The sequence below is a fragment of the Spirosoma radiotolerans genome, assembly GCF_000974425.1.
GTDB classification, from domain to species: domain Bacteria; phylum Bacteroidota; class Bacteroidia; order Cytophagales; family Spirosomataceae; genus Spirosoma; species Spirosoma radiotolerans.
Genome location: NZ_CP010429.1, coordinates 4,743,074 through 4,765,908, shown reverse-complemented (window position 1 = coordinate 4,765,908; position 22,835 = coordinate 4,743,074). Strand labels below are relative to the sequence as shown.

Annotated in this window: 15 protein-coding genes; 8 read left to right on the top strand and 7 right to left on the bottom strand. The window is 49.6% G+C overall.

All coding sequences use genetic code 11. From position 1 onward, the window contains the following. Positions 1–140: 140 nt before the first annotated feature. From SD10_RS19285 to SD10_RS19270, 4 genes are all read left to right on the top strand, one after another. Complete coding sequence (locus tag SD10_RS19285) at positions 141–1,169, top strand: NYN domain-containing protein (protein WP_046575986.1); 1,029 nt, start codon at positions 141–143, stop codon at positions 1,167–1,169. A gap of 2 nt (positions 1,170–1,171) precedes the next feature. Then, on the top strand, positions 1,172–2,518 hold the full coding sequence (locus SD10_RS19280) for an anthranilate synthase component I family protein (protein ID WP_046575985.1): 1,347 nt from the start codon (positions 1,172–1,174) through the stop codon (positions 2,516–2,518). Between the two features lie 230 nt (positions 2,519–2,748). Continuing rightward, complete coding sequence (locus tag SD10_RS19275) at positions 2,749–5,592, top strand: outer membrane beta-barrel protein (protein WP_046575983.1); 2,844 nt, start codon at positions 2,749–2,751, stop codon at positions 5,590–5,592. Between the two features lie 19 nt (positions 5,593–5,611). Beyond that, the gene (locus SD10_RS19270) at positions 5,612–6,364 is read left to right on the top strand and encodes a GLPGLI family protein (RefSeq protein ID WP_046575980.1); all 753 of its coding nucleotides are present in this window, start codon (positions 5,612–5,614) and stop codon (positions 6,362–6,364) included. A gap of 75 nt (positions 6,365–6,439) precedes the next feature. Here SD10_RS19270 and SD10_RS19265 read toward each other — a convergent pair whose 3' ends face one another. Next, positions 6,440–9,874, bottom strand: coding sequence for a ThuA domain-containing protein (locus tag SD10_RS19265; RefSeq protein ID WP_046575978.1), 3,435 nt, complete (start codon positions 9,872–9,874; stop codon positions 6,440–6,442). A gap of 160 nt (positions 9,875–10,034) precedes the next feature. Continuing rightward, the gene (locus tag SD10_RS19260) at positions 10,035–10,811 is read right to left on the bottom strand and encodes an META domain-containing protein (protein ID WP_046575977.1); all 777 of its coding nucleotides are present in this window, start codon (positions 10,809–10,811) and stop codon (positions 10,035–10,037) included. A gap of 153 nt (positions 10,812–10,964) precedes the next feature. Between SD10_RS19260 and SD10_RS19255 the strand changes: the two genes are divergently transcribed. Both SD10_RS19255 and SD10_RS19250 read left to right on the top strand, forming a co-directional pair. Further along, positions 10,965–11,879 carry an LEA type 2 family protein gene (locus SD10_RS19255; protein WP_046575975.1) on the top strand — a complete coding sequence of 305 codons (915 nt, stop codon included), beginning with the start codon at positions 10,965–10,967 and terminating at the stop codon, positions 11,877–11,879. 316 nt (positions 11,880–12,195) lie between these two features. After that, a complete protein-coding gene (locus SD10_RS19250; RefSeq protein ID WP_046575973.1) occupies positions 12,196–13,494 on the top strand; it encodes an Hsp70 family protein in 1,299 nt (432 codons plus the stop codon). A gap of 33 nt (positions 13,495–13,527) precedes the next feature. On the opposite strand, the gene SD10_RS19245 is transcribed toward SD10_RS19250, so the two are convergent. The 5 genes from SD10_RS19245 to SD10_RS19225 all read right to left on the bottom strand — a co-directional run bounded on the left by SD10_RS19245 (position 13,528) and on the right by SD10_RS19225 (position 19,951). Beyond that, positions 13,528–14,244, bottom strand: coding sequence for a hypothetical protein (locus SD10_RS19245; RefSeq protein WP_046575971.1), 717 nt, complete (start codon positions 14,242–14,244; stop codon positions 13,528–13,530). 122 nt (positions 14,245–14,366) lie between these two features. Continuing rightward, positions 14,367–15,233 (bottom strand): LytR/AlgR family response regulator transcription factor, encoded by an 867-nt coding sequence (locus SD10_RS19240; RefSeq protein WP_046575969.1) that lies wholly within the window; start codon positions 15,231–15,233, stop codon positions 14,367–14,369. Positions 15,234–15,271: 38 nt separating this feature from the next. After that, positions 15,272–16,846 carry a DUF1501 domain-containing protein gene (locus SD10_RS19235; protein ID WP_046575967.1) on the bottom strand — a complete coding sequence of 525 codons (1,575 nt, stop codon included), beginning with the start codon at positions 16,844–16,846 and terminating at the stop codon, positions 15,272–15,274. A gap of 132 nt (positions 16,847–16,978) precedes the next feature. Then, entirely contained in the window at positions 16,979–18,529 is a 1,551-nt protein-coding gene (locus SD10_RS19230) for a DUF1800 domain-containing protein (RefSeq protein WP_046575964.1), read from the bottom strand. A gap of 171 nt (positions 18,530–18,700) precedes the next feature. Further along, entirely contained in the window at positions 18,701–19,951 is a 1,251-nt protein-coding gene (locus SD10_RS19225; protein ID WP_046575962.1) for an MFS transporter, read from the bottom strand. Positions 19,952–20,306: 355 nt separating this feature from the next. On the opposite strand from SD10_RS19225, the gene SD10_RS19220 reads away from it, so the two are divergent. Both SD10_RS19220 and SD10_RS19215 read left to right on the top strand, forming a co-directional pair. Beyond that, positions 20,307–21,443 (top strand): Gfo/Idh/MocA family protein, encoded by a 1,137-nt coding sequence (locus tag SD10_RS19220; protein WP_046575960.1) that lies wholly within the window; start codon positions 20,307–20,309, stop codon positions 21,441–21,443. Positions 21,444–21,663: 220 nt separating this feature from the next. Continuing rightward, complete coding sequence (locus SD10_RS19215) at positions 21,664–22,809, top strand: Gfo/Idh/MocA family protein (protein WP_046575958.1); 1,146 nt, start codon at positions 21,664–21,666, stop codon at positions 22,807–22,809. Positions 22,810–22,835: the final 26 nt, after the last annotated feature.

The following is a 22,835-nucleotide window of genomic DNA, read 5'->3' as shown; positions in this document are numbered from 1 at the left end:
TGTTTCTACAAGTGCCTGTAAAAGAAAGCTGTTCGTATAAGTATAGTTCTACCGACTCAGACAGATAGCCGTAAAAGATAGCAATTATCCTTAATTGACGTACCGAATAAACATACACCTAATAACTCTTAAGTAATAACATGCCAGCAGAAGCATCAAGATTGACCCGCATCGGGGTTTTTTATGACGGTAATTATTTTCTACACGTAAGCAATTATTATAACTATTCTCACGAACGTCGCAGTCGTATCAGTATTTCGGGATTACACGCGTTCATTCGTCGGCAGGTAGCCGAAGAAGAGGGCGTGAATGAACGGCTTTGTCAAATTGTAGATGCCCATTATTTCCGGGGGCGGCTCAATGCCCATGAAGCAAATCAGCGTGGTAATCAACTATTTTATGATCGCCTGTTCGATGATATTTTGATGTCGGAAGGGGTAGTTACACACTATTTGCCCGTAAAAACGTATCAGGGTTACCGGCAGGAAAAAGGAATTGATGTGTGGCTGGCGCTGGAAGCCTTTGAACTCGCTCAGTACAAAAAATTCGACGTTGTTGTGTTAATTACGTCGGATGGCGATTATGTGCCGCTGATTCGGAAACTCAATACGCTTGGCTCACGAATTATGGTTCTCAGCTGGGATTTTGAATTCCTGAACGAGCAGGGAGAAAAGCAGGTGACCCGCACATCGCAGGATTTGCTGGAAGAAGTTTCGTATCCGGTGGCCATGCACGGTCTGATTGATGACCGGAGCCGCCGGAATGATATGATCATTCAGAACCTGTTTGTCAAACAGCAGGCAAGGCCAACCTTTTCGGCTGTGTCAGGATCAGGCAATGGAAGTTCCTTTAACAACGGAAACAGCTTTGGCGAACTCAGCGCGGGCGATGCCTATGAAGAAGCGTATCCATCGTCTGACGAGCCTAATTACAACCTCGCCGACACCATCGATGATGATCCGGAAGGACGAAAAATTAGCACCATCCGTAGCCTCAAAACAGGCTATGGTTTTGTCAATTACCCCCCTAATAATCTGTTTTTCCACTATACCAGCCTGATTGATACAGACTTCAATGAATTGCAGGTAGATGATGAAGTCGAATTCACCGTTGGCCGTAACGCCGAAGGAAAAGATATCGCGGTTGATGTCCGACTGTTACCCGTCTAACGATGAATAGTGTTCGTGTGTCAGTCGAAGATCTGTCAAGCTGGCGTTGGCAGGCGCTGGCCTGGGCAATTGCCGAAGAGGCCCACGAAGACGGTTTTGTTGCCTTTCTGAATAATAACGGAATTGATTACCCAAATGACCCCTTTCCTAACCGGCTTTTTGTCGGGGCGAAACGGGTCATTTCGTTTTCGGAGAATGAAGCCACTCGGGACGATGTGTTTGACGTACTCCAGCAGGCTCACCGCGAAAAGCCAGCTTACCTGGTCGGTTATTTAGGCTACGATCTCAAAAATCAGCTGGAGAACCTGACCAGCCGCAACCCAGACCGACTTCAGTTTCCGGATGCTTATTTTGTTGAGCCAGCGTGGATTATCGATTTCGAGGAATCCGACGTTTTAGGTGATGCGCTGATTATACAGGGCGAGGGTGACACCGGCGCTTTGCTAAAGCAACTACGGTCATTTGTTCCGATTGTTTCTCCGGTTTCTTTCCCTGCCTCTCCTGTAGAAATCCAATGCCGGGTTTTGTCAGAAGATTATCTGGCTACTGTTCGTCGGATTCAGGATCACATTCGGGCCGGCGATGTTTATGAACTAAACTATTGCATCGAGTTCTTCGCTCAACAGGCAGGGAACATAGATCCGCTAGGGACGTACCGCGCTTTAACTGAGCGCTCTCCCATGCCGTTTTCAAGTTTTATGAAAATGGGTGACCGGTATGTAATGGGTGCCTCGCCCGAACGTTTTTTGAAGAAAACAGGCGATCGGATTTTGTCGCAGCCTATTAAGGGCACCGTTCGGCGCGGACAAACGCCCGACGAAGATATGGCTCTGCGTGCTTATCTACTCAACTCGGAGAAGGAGCGGGCCGAAAATCTGATGATTGTTGATTTAGTGCGGAACGACCTTGCGCGTAGTGCCCAAACAGGGTCGATTGGTGTTGATGAACTGTTTGGTATTTACGGATTTCAGCAAGTGTTTCAGATGATTTCGACCGTGTCGGCCACACTGCACGAACGCGTTTCCTGGGCCGAAGCCATTCGCCATGCCTTTCCGATGGGGAGTATGACCGGAGCTCCCAAAATTCGCTCCATGCAGTTGATCGACGACCTGGAAGTTAGCCGGCGGGGCGTGTATTCGGGGGCAATCGGCTTCATAACCCCTGAGGCTGATTTTGATTTCAGCGTCGTTATCCGAACGCTGCTTTATAATGCTGAAAGCGAATACGCGTCCTTTTCGGTCGGTAGCGCCATTACCTACGACGCCGAACCGGAGCAGGAATGGGAGGAATGTTTATTGAAAGCCCGAGCCATTCGCGACGTTTTGGCATCATCTTTTTCGAGCCGCTAGCCCTACTTTATAAAAAGTAGCCCCGTCCGTGTGGAATTTTCTATAAAAAGTCATCTTATGGGTTAGCGTCTGCAACGCTTTTGCCTGAAAGTGACTCATTATCAGTGCCGTTAACCAATAACTAAATTCACTACTATAAATTTAGTTAAAAAACGTTAATGGTATGAGCATTTGCCGCCATCGCGCTTAGCTTTGCTACCCTTACACCTCAACCTTTTACCTTTTCACGGATGAAAAAACTCTTCCTGCTGGCTATGCTATGCCTGCTCTCAGCCGCACTCTATGCCCAAAGTCCACCCGGTATAACACGTTTTACACTACAGGGCCGAGCCGTTGACACCTCATCGGTACCGTTGCCTTCCTCGACAGTCATGCTGCTGAGCGCCAAAGATTCCTCGCTCGTCAACTTCACCCGCGCTGGCGATAATGGCGCATTCGCCTTTAAAAATATAAAAGTGGGCAATTACGTCTTGAAGATTTCGTACGTAGGTCTCATTCCTTACAACGCTGTCATAAAGCCCGCCACAGAGGCTGTGATGGACCTGGGTGCTCTAAAGTTGAAGCCCATCACCCGGGAATTGATGGAGGTTGTGGTACGAACAGCCAAGGCACCTCTGACCATCAAGGGGGACACGATCGAGTATAATGCCAGTTCATTCAAAGTGCCGCCGGGTTCAACCGTCGAAGATTTATTGCGTAAGCTGCCCGGTGTGCAGATCGACCAGGACGGCAATATTCGGGCGCAAGGGCAGGATGTGAAGAAGTTGACCGTCGATGGCAAGAACTTTTTTGGAAATGATCCCAAGCAGGCGACTAAAAACTTGCAGGCTGAAGCCATCACCAAAGTGCAGGTATTTAACGATAAAACGGAACAGGCCAAACTAACGGGCGTCGACGACGGCAAGAAGGAAAAAACGATTAACCTGGAGCTGAAAGAGGAATTTAAGAAAGGTGGTTTTGGTAAAGTAACTGCGGCCGGAGGCCCGGCTTCCAACAATGTATCGGCGCGGGCTGAAGCAAAAGGTATCTACAATAAATTCAATGCCAAGCATCAGTTTTCACTGGTTGGGTTAGGCAACAATACAAACCAGCAGGGACTCTCCCGCGATGATTACCAGGATTTTAGGGGAAGTAATGCATATAACTCCAATCAGAACGCCGATTTCGGCTTTAGCGGAGGGGGGTTCTTCTATTTCTCCGACAGTGGCGACGAAGGGCTGGGCATTCCGGTGAGTGGACGGCAGGGTGTTGGCTTCTCCAATAATGCGGCTGGTGGCGCCAATTATAACTTCGATACGAAAGAGAAGAAGTGGAGTGGGAGCTACTATTATAACCAGACCCGGCTGGAACTGGACGCCCAGCGGCTCCGGGATGTAACGCTGCCACAGAGTACCTATTCCACAAACGAGACAAGCAATCAGGTTAACTTCAACGGGAATCACCGGGTAAGTTTACGCTACGAAAAACAGCTCGATACACTCAATACCCTGATTTTTATCAATAACAGCCGCTATGGTGTTGGGAATGCGCGCCTTTTTCGGATTCAGGACCTGACGCGCAGCAATGGAGCCGCCACGCATAACGAAAGCACAAACGCCAGCGATCAGCGGCAATTTGCTACCTCCAACTCGTTTATTTTCAGGCATAAAATGCACAAAAAAGGCCGCAGTATTGCCGCCAGCGCTACTTATGAAGTAAACACTAACAACGCGAACCTGATCCTGGATTCTGAAAATACGTATTCCGGGCCGATCACTGCAGCCGATAAATCGGCGGATATACACCAGGATCAGCGCAACGACATTGTGCGCAGCGAATACAAAGCCAGCCTGCAATACGTGGAGCCCTTCGCCAAACGGTTTACCTGGGAAACGTTCTTCAATTTCAGCCTTCGGTACGATGAGGTCGATCGTGACGTATTCAACCGGGGCGATAGCCGATACGTCCGCAATGATACATTGAGCCTCTACTACAAAAATAACTATGTATACAATCGGCTGGGCAGCAGTGTTCGGTATTCGTACAAGGGACTGAACGTGTCAGCGGGTCTGGCTGGCCAGCGCTTTACGCTGAATGGGCAGTTCGCTCCGGATCAGACATCGGCCACGTTTACACCCATCAGCCGGGTATTTACAACTATGATTCCGAATATCGGCTTAAACTATGATCTGAAAAAAAACCGGTATTTGTACGTAGGCTACAATGTCAGCGTTCAAATACCAACGTCCCGGGATTTACAGCCTGTTCGAAACAACAGCAACCCCTTGTATATCAACCAGGGCAATCCCAATCTCCTGCCGCAATTGGGTCATAATGTTAATGCTTATTTTAACTATTTTAATCCGGGAAACTTCATTAACGCCTACATTAGCTTATACGGTACTAAATATGTTAATCAAATTGTTTACAGCCAAAAAACAGATCCTCAAACGCTAGTTACCGTTATAACGCCCGAAAACTTGTCGGGTGGCCAAAATCTTGGCTCCTACCTTGGTTTTGGATTTCCTTTAAAGAAAACGAAGGCAACGCTGGATTTAAATGTCGGTGTTGGATCAGGTAACACACCGGCCAGGATCAATGATGTAATTAACGATACACGTTTTCAGAATTATAATGCTGGTACACGGCTGAGCTTAACGCCAGCTGATTGGCTAACTTTTTATGCCAATGCCAATTTCAGTATAACCAATAACCAGTTTTCGATCAGTTCAAACCGGAATCAAATCTTTACTAACAATAACTTCAGTGGTGATCTAAACCTAAAACTGCCGCATGATCTGTATATCAATACAAGCCTGAACTACAGGATCAACAAAAATGAACAGTTAAACTTTGATCAGCGGATTCCGATCTGGAACGCGTCCGTGTACCATATTCTGGGCAAAGCGAAACGGGCCGAAATCCGTCTGACGGCAGTTGACATGCTGAATCGCAACGTAGCCGTGACCTTGAATCGGGGGGTCAACTATACGCAGTCGGAAACGATTCAAACCCTGGCCCGGTACTTTACCATCGGCTTCACGTATAACATGCGGGGTGTTCAGACCAAGATACGCCGGGATGGCTTTTATTGATTTTAATTAATTCTGTATTATGAAAAATATAGTCATACTCCTGTGCCTGTTGACCAGTTTGGCAACAATGGCGCAAAAAAATGAAGGTGTCGTTACCTATGTTCGAAAAGACCACTGGTTGAAAATTACTAACCGCTTAACGTTTCTGAGCCAGGAAGAGAAAGACCGCGAAACGCAAACCTGGAAAAATTGGGAAGCGGATAACAAAGGGGACAAGATGAAACTGGCTTTCAGCCCGAAAGAAAGCCTATACACGTACAATAGTGATGAACCGGAAGAAGGGGGGTACTCTCGGCGGAAAGGGGAGTTTTATCTGTACCGTAATTTCGAGAAAGACAAGAAGATAGACATTATCGAAATGCTGGGCAAAACGTACATCGTTGACGATTCATTGCACGCCCCGGCCTGGAAAATTGGCAATCAGATCAAGGAGGTTGCTGGCTATATCTGTATGAAAGCCGAGACAGAAGACCCAATCAAGAAGCAGAAAATAACTGCCTGGTTTGCGCAGGATATACCTGTATCAGCTGGCCCCGAACGCATGAACGGCCTGCCCGGACTCATTCTTGAACTGGACATTAATGATGGTGACGTTACAATTGAAGCTGCTAATGTGGCTTTCCGCTCGCTCACACCCGACGACCTGAAGCTGCCCAAGCAGAAGGGGAAAAAGTTAACCGATGCTGCATACGATGCCCTGATCAAGCAGCATATTATCGATCGGATAAGCGCCCGCCAGACTCCATATGGCTGGGCTGGAATCCGGTATTGATAGACTCATTTCAAACGAAAAGCGCCCCAACCAGTCCTGGTTGGGGCGCTTTTCGTTTTTACAGATGGAGTTCATTTACATGCCCTGCGTCGAGAACTGTACTTTATCGACCGCAAATAGCGGTTTCTGTTTGGCTTCGGGATTGACGAAAATCAGATAGAGCTTATGAACCCCCGAAACGGGTTGGCGGAAGGGGAGGTTAACTGCGCCTTCGGTGCCTTTCTTGACATCAGCTTCTCCAAGCAGGGTGCCCGTGGGCGAATCAAGCCGCGCTTCGAGTTTACCGCCCGCTACCTGATCGTTAGAGGCAAATACGGATGGTGAAATGCTTTGAATACCGGTTAGATCAATGTCGTTGAACACTAGATAACTGCCCGATTTTGTGCCGATAGCGGCTGGCCCCAGTTTAGGAATGTCATACTGGAAAATATCCTGCTTGCCATCGGCCGAAACCGCTTTTACAGATGGCGACCGCAGAGCTAGTGACGTTGAGCCCGTTAATGGACCAATCGCACCGTTGCCCCGGTCGGTATAGCTGGCGGTCAGGATGTATGAGCCGTCCTTCTTTTGTTGAGCGGGTACATAATCACCGGCCAATGGCTGACGGTTCGCTTTCTTTTCGTCGGCTAAGGAAAGAATATAGCGTACCATATCAGTCGCTTCGCTTTCTTTTAGCTGAGGGTGCGCACTCATGGCTTGTTCGCCCCAAACGCCACCGCCACCTGTAATGACTTTGCGCGCCAGTTTTCCTTCGATCTGGAAGGCACCTTTGTATTTCTTAGCAACATCGATGTAAGCGGGTCCAATTGATTTTTTATCAATGGCATGACAGGCCTTACAATCGCTCAACTCAATCAGGCGTTTTCCCGACGAGAAGCCTAAATTGGCCTGGTGGCCTTGGGCAAGCATCGTTTTGTCGAACCCTTCGAGGTAGTCGATCGTCATGGTCACATCCTCGGGGCTAATGCCTTTCTGTAAGGTGCCATCTTCTTTATCCATAACCTTTACCGAATACTTAACCGGTTTGTCAGGAAAGTAAAACGTCTTGTTTCCGGCTACGGCTACTTCCACTTTTGGCTCGTCGTTACCAACTTTTATCTCCATGGTTTTCGTGGCTACATGTCCGGCGGCATCGGTCACTGTTAGCGTGGCCGGATAGGTACCTGGCTTACTGAACGTAACTGTAGGGTTTGGCGTCGACTGCTTGGGCATGCCGTTTCCGAACGACCAGGCATATTTCAGGGCATCGCCATCATAGTCCATTGATCCTTTCGAGTCAAATTTCACCGTCAATGGAGCTGAACCAACCGTTTTGCTGGCACTGGCCATGGCAACGGGTTTACGGTTGCCCGCATTATAGGTAATGCGCGACAGGCGGGCATCGGCATTGGCGGCAAACCACTGTTGCCCGTACTCAAGGGTGTAGAGAGAGCCGTCATTGGCAAACTGCATGTCGATCACGTGCGAGAACTTTGTGTTGGGCATGAATGATTCCATCTTCACAAAGTCGCCGTTTTTTTCCATCGTTACCGGGTGAATCCAGTCGCGCATCCAGTCATAGGCGAAGAATTTACCGTCGTAAGCGCGGGGGAATTTCACCGCCGATTCGGCATAATCATCGTAGTAATAAACGGGGCCACCCATGGCATTACGACCGCCTTTGCCGACAATTGGACCGAATTCCGGCGAGTCAGCGTAGGGGTAATAAATAAAGGCTTTCTGAGCTGGAGGAAGCTCCGTCAGACCCGTGTTGTGTGGCGAGTTGTTGATCGGCTTCATCGGGTCAAACAGGGCTCCTGTAGTGCTATCCGCAAACGAACGGGCATGATAGGGCCGGTTATCGGCCACAAACAGCGGCCAGCCGAAGTAACCCGCCTTGCGCGCCTGATTCATCTCATCATGACCACGGGGGCCAAATTTCTCGCTGTTTTCACCGGCGTCGGGACCCACTTCGCCCCAATACAGGAAGCCCGTGCGCTGATCGACCGAAATACGATAGGGGTTACGATTCCCCATTACATAAATCTCCGGACGGGTCTTTGGCGTCCCTTTTGGAAATAGGTTACCCTCGGGAATGGTATACGTACCATCCGCTTCGGGGTGGATACGCATGATTTTTCCGCGCAGATCGTTGGTGTTGCTCGATGTTAAACGAGCATCCCAGCCACCACGGCCCGGCCGTTCGTCAATTGGTGCAAACCCATTGGAGTTGAACGGGTTCGTATCATCACCGGCCGATAGGTAGAGGTTTCCTTTGCGGTCCCAGGCAATCGAACCGCCCGTGTGGCAGCAGCCATCGCGTTTAACAGGAATTGTCAAAAGTACCTTTTCCGTGTTCAGCAACAGTGTATCCTTAACATCGTCATACACAAAACGCGACAGGTGCTGAGCGGTATCCGCTACGGTCTTACCCGTTATAGGCGAATAGTAGGCATATACCCATTTGTTCTGTTTGAAGTTTGGATCAACATTCAGGCCCATCAGACCGTATTCAAACTTGGTGAATACCGGAAAATTGGCAACGACCTTCACCGACTTCGTTTTAGGATTATACAGTTTCAGCGCACCTTTCCGCTCAGCGAAAAGTACTTTACCGTTGTCAAGCACGACAAGCTCCGTGGGTTCGTCTAGGTTAGCGGTCAGAACTTGCCGTTCGAAGCGGTTTTCTTCAGGAAAAGGCTGCGTTTTGGCCTGACCGAATTTCAGACTAGTTGCCATAACGGATTTGATACCACCCAGAATATGCTGCAAAAACAGCGGATCGCTGTAAGACTCGTCGGTGTGGCCACCACCTGTATAGAACGCCTTGCCACCCTCAAAATCATGATGCCAGATGAAGGGGTGATTATCGCCGTTTTTGCCGCCTTCATAGGTTTTCTCATCCAGTTTGCCCAGGACTTTAAGGTCAGGCTGAATGTTCTTATAGCTGTACCACTCGTCCCAGCGTTTCCAGCGGTCGGGCAACATCTTGGTCGACGGGTGATTTTTGTCGACAATTTCAATTTCAGCGTTCTGCTGCTTGGGGTGATTGAGGAACCAGGCTCCGGCCAGTTTATTATACCAGGGCCAGTCGTATTCGGTATCGGCCGCTGCGTGAATACCTACGTAGCCACCGCCCGCCTGAATGTACCGCTCAAAAGCAGCCTGCTGCGCATCGTCGAGCACATCGCCGGTGGTGCTGAGCCAGATTACCGCGCTGTATTGCTTAAGATTGGCTTCGGTAAATTTCGAGGCATCTTCGGTCGTATCGACAGCGAAATTGTTCTCTTTGCCGAGTTTCATGATCGCCAGTTTTCCAACCGGAATAGAGGCATGACGATAACCTTTGGTTCTGGAAAAGACCAGTACCCGATTCAGGGCAACGGAATTTGGAGCCGACGCCATTGTCGATTTGCTAGCCACACGTTTGGCCGCCGTTTGGGCTTCGGCAGGCGTCATTATGCCTGGCACAGCCGTTGCCAGCGCGCCCGCCAGCAACAAGGCGCGGGCGGGAAGCCGTAGGATTTTCATAGAGTTTTTCAATTTATGCAGATTGCTTGGGTAGACCGGTAAAGAGAATCGAAAGGTTAACTTATTTAATGATTCGATTGACTTTTACTGAGAAACAAATGTAAACAAAAAGCGAACGCTATCGTGTAGCCGTTCGCTTAAAATAAAGGGTAATTCCGGGTTAATCTACTTTTTTAAATATCATAACCGATTTCCCTTTCGAGAGGAAAGTTAACTGACTTTCGCCAATTCGATAGGTCAGGGGATTCGTTAGTTGGTTCAGGAATTTACGCTCAAGCTGAGCAACATTGCTGTCGCAGGCCATTCTCGTCGTGGCTAAAGGGCCAAACAGAATCTGGCGTGTGTCGGCCTTGATGGTTCCATTAAGTCGGTTGCAGCCGGTTGTGCCCGTAACCCGGCCTTCGGAGAGGGAAATCTCCAAACGGGGTGCTTCTTTTCGGGGACCACCGGCAACTATTGGCGTGCCCTGCAGGTCGGTGAGCACCCAAATGTCGCTTAGTAAAGCAAGTTGCCGGAGAGAAGCACCGCAGCCTACGTAGTTTTTACCCCGGAAATCGACTTCGACCCGATAATCATAACGTTGCCCAGATAATTTGTCCACACAGCTATCGGGGCGGAATACGATGTTGATCCGGTTCGATTCAGTACCGGTGCTGTACCGAAAAACGCCGTCGGAGTCGGGTTGGCGCTCAGGAGCCGGGGTTGTGAGGCTATCGCCGTTTTGCCCTTTAAACCGCAGGAAGTTCTTCGAGGAGTTGATGGTCAATGACCAGGCCGGATTATTGCCTAGCGCGAGGAGATCGTCGCCTGCTTTTAATTGCTGGCTATAATCCGTAATGTTTACTTGATTAGCTGGTGTCAGCATAGACGCAAATTGGGTAGACGGACGGCGACAGGCAGCAGTCAGAAGCAGCACGCCAAGCAAAGCAGTTCGCATGGTAGTTTAACGAATGAGTTGTGTGTATAAGACCTGCATGCCGCTAAAAAGTTTAACCCATTCGGCAGGGATACATTACCTAATAACCTGCTCAAAAGCTGAACACCGACGCTAACCCAGCAGTTGCTCTTTCTTATTAACCAACAATGCGTTATGAAAAAGGGAGGGTTAGTTGTGCTCGTGCTGTTGCTCATTGGCGGCATAGGAGCCTATATCTGGTACAGAAATATCAAGGAGAAGCAGACAAGTACCGGCAAACCGTACGATAATACGATGAAGCCACGTCTGGAAATGAGCCGATTCGCGATTACAGACATTAGTGAAGATACCATCCGGATGAACCTGTACATGCTGATCGATAATCCATTGCCGGTTGGTTTCAAATCCCCTAAACTGGATTATACGTTTTACATCGCCAACACCCCCGTGATGGTCGATGCCTATAAAAAGCCGATTCACATAAAATCGGGGGATAGTACACTGGTTGTACTGCCTGCCAAGCTCGTGTATAAAAAAATGATCAAGGTGCTCGAAACGCTCGACCGAAAAGATATCGATAGCACCAATTATAAAATGCAGGCAAAGTTCGCGCTGGATGTACCCATTCTGGGGCAGAAAACGTTCGTAACGACGGTGGATAAACGATTGCCAACGCTGTATCTGCCAAAGGTCAAAATCGATGACATCGACTTTGGAAAACTCGGCCTTAAACGAACGGATGTGGCAGCCAAAGTGAGCATTACGAATAAGAATAAGATGCCCTTCAACATCACTGACACGCGCTACACGGTGGTTATTGATGGAAAAGAAATCGCTGATGGAGCCCAGCCTGAGCCAATTCTGATCAAAGCACAGGCCACAACGCCCGTCGTTTTTCCGGTAACGGCGCATCCGGGTAAAACGCTGAGTGTGTTGCCCAAGATGTTGTTCGATAAGAAAGACACGCCCTATTCGGTTAAGTTTCGTTGCAAAATTATTGACAAGAAGGGCAATTCGTCGTTCGCCAATAGCACCTTTGCCTCCACCGTTACCGGCACACTGGACGATTTCAAGAAGCTAAAGAAGTAACGGGTTGTAGGCTGTTTGAGGTAGTGAAGGCAGGCTCTCAAACCTGCCCAACGGGGTTTCTCAAAACCGAATCATACGAACCGTTCGGTTTTGAGAAACCTCATCAGGTCCGTTTTAAGAAACGGACCTACTAAGAAAGATAAATCGGATTTTACCGAAAGCTCAAACACTCCAGTAAGGATTCTATCCCAAAATCACATTTTAAAGGTAGATTTGCGCCCTTTTATTTACGAAAGGTCGTGCATCGCTGGTTCAGTTTCACTAATTTCCCTGTCACAGCCGGGTGTTTGCACGATGATAGCTGAAACAGACGGAAATGACGACAATCTCCTGCGGTATAGATTTTGGTACATCAAATTCAAGTATAGCCATCGACAATAATGGCGAAATCGGTCTGGTTCCGGTTGAGCAGGCGCATGTAACGATACCCAGCGCTATCTTTTTCCGGAGTATCGATAACAGGGCATTTTATGGCAGGACAGCCGTCAACATGTTCCTGGATCGGCAACCGGGGCGGTTTATGCGCAGTTTAAAGCGGGTGTTGGGAACCAGCCTGATGAAGCAGGGAACCGTGGTGAATGGCGCTTCAATGAATTTCCCGACAATCATAGCCTCGTTTATCAAGCAGTTGAAAGATAAAGCCGACGCGGCTGCTGGTCAGGAAATCGAGCAGGTGGTAATGGGTCGGCCCGTTCACTTTGTCGATAATGACCCGGCTGCCGATAGTCGGGCGCAAGATGAGTTAAGGGCCATTGCCCAGCGCATCGGCTTCAAGCATATCGAGTTCCAATTTGAGCCGATTGCTGCGGCTTTTGCCCATGAAGCCAAGTTAACCGAAGATAAACTAGCAATCGTTGTTGATCTGGGCGGAGGAACCTCGGATTTTACGGTGATCAGGCTATCGAAAAATTCCATCCACAAAGCAGACCGATCATCGGATATTTTGGCCAGTACGGGTGTTCGGATTGGCGGCAATGATTTCGACAAAGAGTTGAGTCTGGCGGCCATCATGCCTGAGCTGGGTTACCGGAGTACGTATGGGGCTAAAAATCTTGAAGTTCCTTTAAAGCAGTATCACGATCTGGCTGAATGGAGTAAGGTCAACTTTCTCTATACACCAAAGTTGATCATGCAAACCCGGCAGTTGCTTCACGAATCGCACGATAAAAAGCGCTACGGTCGGTTGCTGCATGTGCTTGAACACGAAACTGGACACACGCTTTTAGCCGCTTCTGAAGAGACAAAAATCGCCCTTACCGACGAGTACGAGCACAAAGCGGCCTTCGATTTTATCGAGGACGATTTCTCCATATTGATAAAACGTGACCTGTTTGAAAAGGCGATTGAGGAGGAAGTTGAAAAAATAGCCGCTTCCGCCCGGCAGTGTCTTCAGGATGCGGGCGTTCGGCGCGAAGCGATCGATCTGGTCATTCTCACGGGTGGCTCTACCGAAGTGCATTCGATCCAGGTTGCTTTCAGGCAACTCTTTCCGAATGCTGCTATTGCCGACGAGAACAAGCTCTCCAGCGTTGGTCTTGGACTGGCTTATGATAGCCAGAACCGATTTGGGAAAATCAATAAATCCGCTGGCACAGCCCCTTCGGCGATTGCCTGATCAACCGGCGCTTTTTAGTTAGCTATTGATTGGTCACGGTTGAGAAATGAGCAGTCGCCGGATAGCTACTAAATGTCCTAACAGCACAGTTGGAACCACAAAACCGGGTAACCAGATATAAGGAAATTTTAGAATAGCGACGTTAGGCTGCTCAAAGGCAAATTGTTGAAAAGGCAATGGTGTCGATAAGATTGCGTGCGTAACAACATTGGTCAGAAGCAACAAAGCCAGCACGTTCCAGAGGAAAAGCCATCGAGTTGACAAGACAGGCCGATTGAACGAAAAGTAAGCTATTATCGGTGCCGTCAGACCGGCTATAATGTCAAAATTACGCCCTTCGAATGTGATCAACTCCGGAACTTGATGGTGAATAAATAAGCCATAAAGTGTGATCTCAACCAGCACACGAACGGTGTTTAGATAAGTAATTGCCGGGAGTGATAACGCATCCAGAAACCGACGTCCGCCCCGCGAAACGAATAAAAGTATAATCAACAGAAGCGGGAGTACCACCGCCAGGGGCAGACGGGGTGGCTTCGCATTCAGGTTTAGAAAAAGGTCCTGACTAGCCAAAAGACCCAACAAAAGCAACCAGATGAGTAAGCCAGCCAATAGGGGCAAGGTGCGTTTGGGCATAGACTGCCGAACGGCCATCAGGAAAGAAAACAGCGTCAAAGCCGTTGTCAGGGCGAAGAAAACAGCCAGCCAGAGGGGAGGCTTTGTGAACAGATATACTAGATTTGGTTGCATGGTTTCCGATATGTTTATGCAGGGCTAACAGCCCGATATGCAAAGGAAACACAGATAAAGTGGCCTCTACGACCGTGCAAGCGGTATAATCAACGAAAGGTAGCCAATACGGGCATGAATGGTCAGGCTACTTCGATTTGCCGAAACCACTTTTTGAACTGGACACTCCGATAACGACTCACGATAACCTGTTCGTGGGGATCGTTTCTGTGCAAGGCCGGGGTAAGGCCCACCAAAAGCTTTTGATTGACGTCATCCTGTACAAACCGAATGGCGTTCAGGTTGACAATAAATTGCCGGTTGAGTTGAAAAAAAGGCGCATCTGACAACAGATCTCCCAACTTTGTAAAAGAGGTATAGGCGGTTGTTAGTTGCTGCCCATCAGACTTGATGAGTAGTACCAGTCCTCCTGTAGAATAGAAATACGCAATCTCATCGGGGCGTAGGCGCCACTGGCCGTTCACAGCCTCAACAGGAATCATTTCCGATGAATTTACGGGTGGGAGTTGTTTCAGTTGGCTATTGAGTTCCTGAGTAGTCTGTTGCTTTTCGAGGTAGATAGTCTGGATAAGGTACAGGCCAACATACGCTCCATTTACCACGGTGGCAATGGTCGCACAAACAAATATGCCCGAAATGATAGTCGGGTATAAAGGCCAGGCGCCACTGTACAATCTAATCGCCAGCGGAAATACGACCGAAAATGTGGCCATTGTAGCCAGGCCACCAAAAAGGATTTGTCGCCGAATCCGCCTGGACGGATTTTTATAGAAAGGTAGTTGCTGATCCAGTCGCCGGAAAACAGCCAGATTTGATTCCCAACAGCTTAACATGACGGTCGCTACGGTCAGGAAATAGGGCCACGGGAATTGATAATTGATTTCTGATGGAAAACGGCGGTAAAATACGAGGTGCGATGCGACAAAAGCAGCGATCGGCACCACAATGAGCCGGGCATAAAGGTGTTGCTTACGCGTAAGAGGGGCCATCGGCTCAATTAAATTAACGCAAACAAGGTAAGGAATAATTAGTACCGGACCACCGATATTCGCTTCGTTAACAAGCCCTGCCCGGTCTCTACCTGTAATACGTAATTGCCAACGGGCAGATTGCCCACATTAAATCGAACGGAACCCGGCGTTGACTGTACCGGGTTCAATGGCATCAGGCGTCCCTGCATATCAGAAACCTGTGCCGATTTCAGGCCTTTCATTAGCCAGTCTGATTCAAGAACTACCTCGCCCGATGCCGGATTGGGATAGAGCCTCGTAGCCGTTTCTGTCGGGTCAATGGCCGTAACGACCTGCGGAGCCCTGAAGACAGGAGCCACCGGGAAATCCCGAAGGATGGCGGCCGTTTCGGTACTGGCATCGGTGCCAAACCAGTCCGTCAGAATAGCTGCGTATACTTGCCTGAAATCGGTCTGCATTTTCAGGTTGTTATTGTCCAGGTCGCTGAGGTTCGGATTTTTGCCCACCATCGGGGATTTAATGGCCGTTCCAAAGACAAACATGGGCGCCGAGGTGCCGTGGTCCGTACCGCGACTGCCATTGGAAATAGCCCGTCGGCCAAACTCTGAAAACGTCATGCCCACCACCCGGTCTTCCAGTTTCAATTGGGCCAGATCGGTCTGGAAAGCCAGCACAGCGTCTGACAGCGTCCGTAATAAGTTCGCGTGTGTACCAGTTGTGGTGTCTGTGGCATCTACCTGATTGGCGTGGTTATCGAAGCCGCCCAGCGTTACATAATAAACCTTCGTTTGTAAGCCACCACTCATAAGCCGGGCAATGATTTTCAGTTGTGCTGCCAGCGAGTTCGTTGCCGGATAAGCTGCCAGATTTTTCCCCTTTCCGGCGGCCGTTTTGATCTGACTGGCATAACTGACTGAACTAGCCTGTTGCTGCCGAATGTAATCAATCTGCTGGCCCGCATACCCTGATTGACTCGCAAGCGGGTTTTTGGGTGTATCGCCTACCAGTCGGGCAAAGGTATCAGGGTCTTGCAAGACAATGGCCATGGAATCGGTCGGACCGAGCAGCGAGGTTGCCGTCACGTAGCCAATCTGAATAGCTGGCGGATCGGGCATTTTCGCTGTTGGATAACTATCCGGGAAGCCGGGATATTGCTTGTCGAGGTAGCGGCCTGCCCAGCCTGATGCGGCTGTTTGGGTGGAATCAACGGCGGTCATCCAGATATCGCTGGCTCTGAAGTGAGAGAAGTTGGGCGTTGGATACGATACGCCCTGTATGATACTCAACTTTCCGTCATTGAACAGTTGCTGCATACCGGTCATAGCCGGGTGCAGGCCCGTTTGGGAGAAGTTTTTAAGTCGGAGCGCTTTTGCTTCGGGGATGGCAATATTCCCCCGGAAGTTTGGTGCCGTGTACACGCCCATCTGATCGAGCGGAATCACCATGTTCAACCCGTCATTGCCGCCCTGCAACTGGATAATCACCAGCACCCGGTCGGTTTGATCTGCCAAGTTTATGAGCGATTGCACAAACGACGACGGACGCGCAAACGCCTTCGCCCCGAAACCGTCGATGAGAACCGGTAAGATGAGCGACGAGGCTGCATGCTGGAGAAAGTGACGACGTTTCATTGGGTAAAGAGTAAAAGAGTGAATGAGCGAAAGAGCGGTCCGCTGAAGTAAAAGAGGGATAAATAGCTTTCGTCAACCCATTCTCTGCTTCGGTGGGCCGCTCTTTCGCTCATTCACTCTTTCGCTCTTTGATTAGTTTACCTGATACTCCGCCATGCGGAAAATATATTGCAGAAAAGCCGTCAGTTTTAGCTGAACCGCCTGCTTTTTGGCGGTATCGGCCGGCGCGCTGATGTAATCATTCCATTCGCTGGTCCATTCATACCGGGGAATGGTATTCAGCAGGATGGTGTCCGTCAGAAAATCTTTCTGCGTCTGGTCGAGGGAGAGGGCCAGCAGTTGCGTTGTCAGGTCATTTACCAGCTTAGCGGCATCGCTAGGGTTGGAAAGCGTTTTGGCGTACGCCAAAACGTCAATAACGGGTCTTCCGTTTAATTTCAGAGCATTGGTGGTGAGTGAGTCACCGAAGTAACCCCTCAGACCGAGCGTCGTTGAGTTAATCCACTGCTGATAATAACCCGTTTGGTAATAGGCTGTCCAGCCAAACACTGTGGGCGGATTCAGTAAATCCTGTTGCTCTTCCACAAGGCGGGCATGTATATAATTTCCGATCTGGTAGAATCCAGTTATATTCTGGGTCGGGGCGGGCGCTTGTAAGCCCCAAAATCGGAATGTGCCAATAACCAGGTCGGTAGGTGATTTGATGATGGCGCCCCGCAAGGCGTCATCGAAAAAGTGCTGGCTCTGCAAAATAGCGCTCATGACCGGCTTTATATCAAAATTGTTTTTCCGGAACAGATCGGCCAGCGGCTGAATGAAATTCGTTTCGACCGTGGCCGGAATGTCGGCGTTGATAAACCAGCGATACAGTTTTCGGCAGATGTAACGGGGTGTTTCAACATTTTTGAGAATCATGTCGAGCAAGTCATTTAATTCGTCAAGGCCCGCTGTAGCCCCCGACCGCCCTTTGATCACCGTATTCTGGTAGGTAGCCGAGAAAGTTTTGTCGGTTGTGTCGTGTCGGCTGGCTTTGAATGAACTGCTGATGGTGGCATTGGTTGCATCGCGGTACCCCGCATCCACCCAGCCAGTCAGGACTCTGGCAGCCGCTTTAACATCGTCTTCGGTATAGCCGCCGTTGCGTCCGATCGTAAAGAGTTCCTGAAGCTCGCGGGCGTAGTTCTCGTTGGCCGTACCTACCAGATTCTGGTTTCCATTCAGAAACCGTAACATGGCCGGGTCCTGGGTAATGGCAACGGCAAACGCCTTGAAATTGCCCAATGCAAATTGCCGGAGCAATGCGTTGTACCGATACATATACCGATAATCATTAACGGTTGTGGTATTGGTGACAAAGTGGTTGGACCAGAACAGGGTCATCTTTTCGAGTACCGATACCGGCTGATTAAGCATCAGATTAGCCCACCACATTTTGACATATGCACTCAGTTTACCGGCGTTGGCCATATCGAATGGCTGATCATGAAATGTCTTGCTCGTGGTCAGATCGAGCGGAGGAGCGGGCGTTGGCTGATCGGCCAGCAGAGTCGTAACGATCTGCGCGGCCGTTTGTCCGGTAAGCGTCTTTAGTTGCTCGGGGGTAGGACCGAAAGTGGCCCGCCGAAGAAGATGACCGACCTGAGCCGTTGTCAGGGGCGTTGTGTACGCATCGAGTAGTGCCACCGCCTTATTAATTGAACGTTAGGTCAGGAAATTGCCTGACAGACAATAAAGTAAGCGATACGTTTAACAACTACGGCATAATTAACTGACTTTTAATTGTTTAGTTAACGGAAAGGCCTGAAATGATTTCATTCCAGGCCTTTCTGTTAATAGATTATTTGATTCGATAACTTACAGCTGAGGCTGTTCCAGGATAACCGTTTCATCTACGTGACCTGGCTTCCGGTTGCGCATGAAGAAGTACAAGCCACCAAACGCGAGGATGAGAATTAGTGGGAAAATAACCATGTGTGCCAGCGTTGCCTGTCCGGCTGCCAACTCAATAGCATCGCCCGTAAGACCCCGCCCCTTAGCCGCTGCTGTCTCTTCATCGAGCCAGTTGCCAATGATTGGCTGGAAAATAGAGCTTGCAAACATGCCCATACCACCCATGATCGACATACCGAAGGCACCCGCGCGAGGGATGTATTCGGCAACAAAACCGATCATGGTCGGCCAGAAATAACAAACGCCAATGGCGAAAACGACCGCCGATACATACACCATTGGACCAGTGGCGGTGCTCATCAGATAAACGCCCAGGGAAGCAAAAATAGCGGAACCGAGCAATACACCGGTCGGATTGAGGTTATGCACAACGGGTCCGGCAAAGTAACGACCGACGGCCATCAGCCCCGTTACCAGGGCCAGAATAAGCATTGGACTAGCACCTGCTTTTCCCAAAATTGGACCAACCCACTGCTCAGGGCCGAACTCCGAAATAGCGGTCAGCGCCATGCAGGCCAGCATGAACAGATAAAGGGGAGAAACCATGGCTCTCAGGTTTTCGCCGGTAGAGGCAGCGCCTTCTACTTTACTAGCCGGAAACTGTTGACCCAAAAACATGAAAGCGTAAATTACAGCCGGAATCAGAATGGCTCCGATCTGCAATTGCCAGCCTAAGCCAGCATCGGTCATAAATTTCGATACAAGCGTTCCGATCACAATGCCGCCCGGGAACCACATGTGGAAGCGGCTAAGCATTTTGATCTTCACATTTCCGTCATACATATCAGCAATCATGGGGTTACAGGCAGCCTCTACCGTACCGTTGCCAAATCCGACGAAGAAAGTCGACAAGAGCAATGTCCAGTAGCCACCCGCGAAAATGGTCATTACCAAACCCAGTATGTGTGTAGCAAAAGCCACCCATACGATGCGTTTGGGACCAATTACGTTGTAGAGCGGACCGCCAAAAATCATAGCAATTGGGAAACCCAGAAAAGCCATAGCGTTGACATAGCCTAGCTGTTCGGCTGTCAGATTGAACTCCTTACCCAGCTGGGTGAGGACACCAGCCCGGATGGCAAAAGCCATGGCGGTGGTGATAAGCGAAAAGCAACTGGCGTTGAACAGCCGCGAACGATTAATGGTTAGGTTCATTTCTGCAAGAGGGATTTAAGTGGTTTAGCGACAGAGTTAATTAAAAAATTAAAAGACAGTAGATTCCATAAACTCCCCACCCGGGGATCGTTTTTGTGCAAAATTTCCGAAAAATAAGAGAAAACAACTAATTTTCGGCCGTAAAAAAAGGGTTACGACCTGTAGTTAGTGGTTTATGGTTTACTGTCTGTGGTTTACGTGGGCTGACGCGTCAGCAATACACATGCGTCAGTCTACCGTAAACCACAGACGGTAAACCATAAACCCTTAACCGGGTACAGTAAACCAACCCCCGTAACCCTCTTTTCTAACGTGTTTACTCTCAACATCAATACCAATGCATAGAAAATTGCGAATGGGTATGGTTGGCGGAGGGCTTGATGCCTTCATTGGTGCCGTTCACCGCCGGGCCGCTGGTTTCGATGGCGAAATCGAATTGGTTTGTGGCTGCTTCAGTGCATCGCCCGACAAATCGAAAGCAACCGGTCACGCCCTGTATTTACCCGAAGACCGTGTTTACACTTCCTTTCAGGAAATGATCGAGCGGGAAAAGGCCCTGCCCGAAGGCGAACGAATGGATTTCCTGTCTATCGTGACACCCAATCACATGCACTTTCCGCCCGCTAAAATGGCGCTCGAAAATGGATTTCATGTGATGTGCGATAAGCCCATGACCCTGAATCTGGCCGAAGCGAAAGAACTGGCCGCCATTGTTGAAAAGTCGGGGCTAGTGTTTGGCCTTACGCACAACTATACCGGCTACCCGATGGTAAAAGAAGCCCGTGATATGGTGCGCAGTGGTAAACTCGGTAAGATTCGGAAAGTGGTTGTCGAATATCCACAGGGCTGGCTCTCAAAAGATGAGGAGCACAATGACTACAAGCAGGCTATTTGGCGTACTGATCCGGCCAGATCCGGGGCTGCGGGTTGCATGGGTGACATTGGTACGCACGCCGAGAATTTGGCCGAGTATGTTACCGGCCTGCAAATTGCCGAACTCTGTGCGGATTTAACGACGTTCGTTCCGGGTCGCCAACTCGATGACGATGGCAATGTGCTGCTTCGTTTCGCCAATGGCGCCAAGGGTGTTCTGCATGCCAGCCAGATTGCCAATGGCGAAGAAAACTCACTCAAGATTTACGTTTGGGGTGAGCTGGGCGGTATTGAGTGGCACCAGATGGAGCCTAATACGCTCAAATACAAAACGCAGGAAGGCCAGCGCATCATCCGCCCGAATGTGGGCAGTCTGTCGGCGTCGGCATCGGCACACTGGCGCTTACCGGCAGGCCACCCCGAAGGCTTTTTTGAGGCTTTCGCCAACCTCTACCGCAATTTCGCCTACGCCGTAAAAGCCCATATGGAAGGGCGGGAGGCTGATCCAATCTATGATTTCCCGAAAGCTGCCGACGGTGTTCGTGGCCTGGCCTTTATCGACACGGTCATTGCATCGAGTCAGGATGATTCGACGAAGTGGACTAAGTTTGTTGAGTAAAAGGCAAAGAGCAAATGAACGAAAGAGTGGTTCGCTAAAGTGGTGAACGAGCTACCGATTACTCGATGAAGGCTGTCAGTTAAAAATTTATCTAAATCCCGAAAAACAGTGAGCGACTGAAATAAAGAGTGAATGAACGCAAGAACGAAGCCATCCGGCAGACTTTTTACCGCCACGGCGGACCGTTTATTCACTCTTTCGCTTGTTAAACCAAACCCTCATGCAAAAAATCAACATCGGTGTTGTTGGCACCGGATTCATCGGTCCTGCGCACATCGAAGCCCTGCGTCGCCTGCCTAACACAAACGTCCTCGCCCTCTGCGAAGTAACCCCCGAACTCGCCCGCCAGAAAGCGGACCAGCTCGGTATCGAACGTTCCTGCACATTCGACGAATTGCTGGCGATGGACGATATTAAAGTAGTACACATCTGTACGCCAAACTTCCTGCACTTCTCGCAGTCTAAAGCGGCTTTGCTGGCAGGGAAGCATGTGGTGTGCGAGAAGCCATTGGCCAAAGATCTGCACGAAGCCAAAGAACTCGTTGAACTGGCTGCTCAAACGGGTCTGGTCAATGCGGTTCACTTCAACCTGCGTTACTATCCGCTCGTTCGTCAGATGAAAGTAATGCGCGAGCAGGAAGCCCTGGGCGATGTGTATTCCGTCATTGGTTCTTATTTGCAGGACTGGTTGTTTTATGACACCGATTATAACTGGCGGCTCGAACCGGATAAGTCGGGCGATTCACGGGCCATTGCTGATATTGGGTCGCACCTGATGGACAGCCTGGAATACATTACCGGCCTCAAAACAGTAGCCGTTATGGCCGATTTCAATACGGTCCATAAAGTACGGAAGAAGCCACTCAAACCCGTTGAAACCTACTCGGGTAAGATGCTCCAGCCCGAAGATTATGCCGATGTTCCCATCAATACGGAAGACCATGCCAACGTGCTGCTGCGGTTCGACAATGGCAATCGGGGTGTCATCACGGTATCGCAGGTGTCAGCCGGTCGTAAAAACCAGATGCGGTTAGAAATTGCCGGATCGAAAAAAACGTTTGCCTGGAATTCCGAAGCGCCCAACGAAATGTGGATCGGTAACCGCGACGGCGCCAACGAGTCATTTATGCGCGATCCATCGCTGGCTCACCCCGAAGCCCGGTCGGTGATCAGCTTCCCTGGTGGTCATAACGAAGGTTTCCCCGATACATCGAAGCAATTATTCAAAGAAGTGTACGATGCGATAGCCGCTGGTAAGCAACCCGAGAAGCCAACCTATCCAACCTTTGCCGACGGGTATCGTGAATTGCTCATCTGCGAAAAAATTCTGGAAAGCAACCGCAAGCAGGCTTGGGTGGAGATTTAATGATAAATGAGTGAAAGGCGAATGAG

What these genes read in the sequence shown, in the direction of transcription:
- SD10_RS19285 (WP_046575986.1), top strand. Translation starts at nt 141, where the DNA reads ATGCCAGCAGAAGCATCAAGATTGACCCGCATCGGGGTTTTTTATGAC.
- SD10_RS19280 (WP_046575985.1), top strand. Translation starts at nt 1,172, where the DNA reads ATGAATAGTGTTCGTGTGTCAGTCGAAGATCTGTCAAGCTGGCGTTGG.
- SD10_RS19275 (WP_046575983.1), top strand. Translation starts at nt 2,749, where the DNA reads ATGAAAAAACTCTTCCTGCTGGCTATGCTATGCCTGCTCTCAGCCGCA.
- SD10_RS19270 (WP_046575980.1), top strand. Translation starts at nt 5,612, where the DNA reads ATGAAAAATATAGTCATACTCCTGTGCCTGTTGACCAGTTTGGCAACA.
- SD10_RS19265 (WP_046575978.1), bottom strand. Translation starts at nt 9,874, where the DNA reads ATGAAAATCCTACGGCTTCCCGCCCGCGCCTTGTTGCTGGCGGGCGCG.
- SD10_RS19260 (WP_046575977.1), bottom strand. Translation starts at nt 10,811, where the DNA reads ATGCGAACTGCTTTGCTTGGCGTGCTGCTTCTGACTGCTGCCTGTCGC.
- SD10_RS19255 (WP_046575975.1), top strand. Translation starts at nt 10,965, where the DNA reads ATGAAAAAGGGAGGGTTAGTTGTGCTCGTGCTGTTGCTCATTGGCGGC.
- SD10_RS19250 (WP_046575973.1), top strand. Translation starts at nt 12,196, where the DNA reads ATGACGACAATCTCCTGCGGTATAGATTTTGGTACATCAAATTCAAGT.
- SD10_RS19245 (WP_046575971.1), bottom strand. Translation starts at nt 14,244, where the DNA reads ATGCAACCAAATCTAGTATATCTGTTCACAAAGCCTCCCCTCTGGCTG.
- SD10_RS19240 (WP_046575969.1), bottom strand. Translation starts at nt 15,233, where the DNA reads ATGGCCCCTCTTACGCGTAAGCAACACCTTTATGCCCGGCTCATTGTG.
- SD10_RS19235 (WP_046575967.1), bottom strand. Translation starts at nt 16,846, where the DNA reads ATGAAACGTCGTCACTTTCTCCAGCATGCAGCCTCGTCGCTCATCTTA.
- SD10_RS19225 (WP_046575962.1), bottom strand. Translation starts at nt 19,951, where the DNA reads ATGAACCTAACCATTAATCGTTCGCGGCTGTTCAACGCCAGTTGCTTT.
- SD10_RS19220 (WP_046575960.1), top strand. Translation starts at nt 20,307, where the DNA reads ATGGGTATGGTTGGCGGAGGGCTTGATGCCTTCATTGGTGCCGTTCAC.
- SD10_RS19215 (WP_046575958.1), top strand. Translation starts at nt 21,664, where the DNA reads ATGCAAAAAATCAACATCGGTGTTGTTGGCACCGGATTCATCGGTCCT.